Below are 686 nucleotides of genomic sequence, written 5' to 3' on the forward strand. Positions count from 1 at the left end.
CGGAACGGGTCGCCCAGCTCGCGCGTGCACATGATCTCGATGATCGTCGTCTTGCCGTGGTTCATCTGCAGGTCGATCGCCTTCTTCAGCGCCGGCCCCACGTCCTCCAGACGATCGACCGTGATGCCCTCGGCACCCATCGCGCGCGCGATCTCGGCAAAGCTCTGGTTGTCCAGCTCGCCAGCGACGAAGCGGCGGTTGTAGAAGTCCACCTGGTTCTTCTTCTCCGCACCCCACTGACGGTTGTGGAACACCACCGCGGTCACCGGAATGTTGTGGCGCACGCAGGTCATCGTCTCCATCAGGCTCATGCCCCAGGCACCGTCACCCGCGTACGACACCGCCGGACGGTGCGGCGCGGCCACCTTGGCACCGATGATGGTCGGGAAGGCGTAGCCGCAGTTGCCAAAGCTCATCGCCGCAAAGAAGCTCCTCGGCTTCTCGAAGCGCAGGTAGCTGTTGGCCACCGAGTTGATGTTGCCGATGTCGGTCGACACCATCACGTCCTCGGGCATCGCCTTCTCGAGCTCGCGCAGCACCTGGCGCGGGTGCAGGTACTCGCCGCCCGAGAACGGCTTCTCCTTGGCGTTCTCTTCGATCATGTCCAGGCTGAACGGGTCGCGCTCGTGCGTCCATTCGTCGAGCTCCTTCTCCCACGCGGCTTTCTCGGCGGCGATCTTCGCCGC

At 64.6% G+C, this 686-nt stretch carries 1 protein-coding gene; it reads right to left on the bottom strand.

Annotation, left to right across the window (positions count from 1 at the left end; genetic code table 11):
- Positions 1-686 (bottom strand): thiamine pyrophosphate-dependent enzyme (locus B447_RS21560; protein WP_004249421.1); only part of this gene is annotated, 686 nt, incomplete at both ends.

Source organism: Thauera sp. 27 (genome assembly GCF_000310125.2).
Classification (GTDB): domain Bacteria; phylum Pseudomonadota; class Gammaproteobacteria; order Burkholderiales; family Rhodocyclaceae; genus Thauera; species Thauera mechernichensis.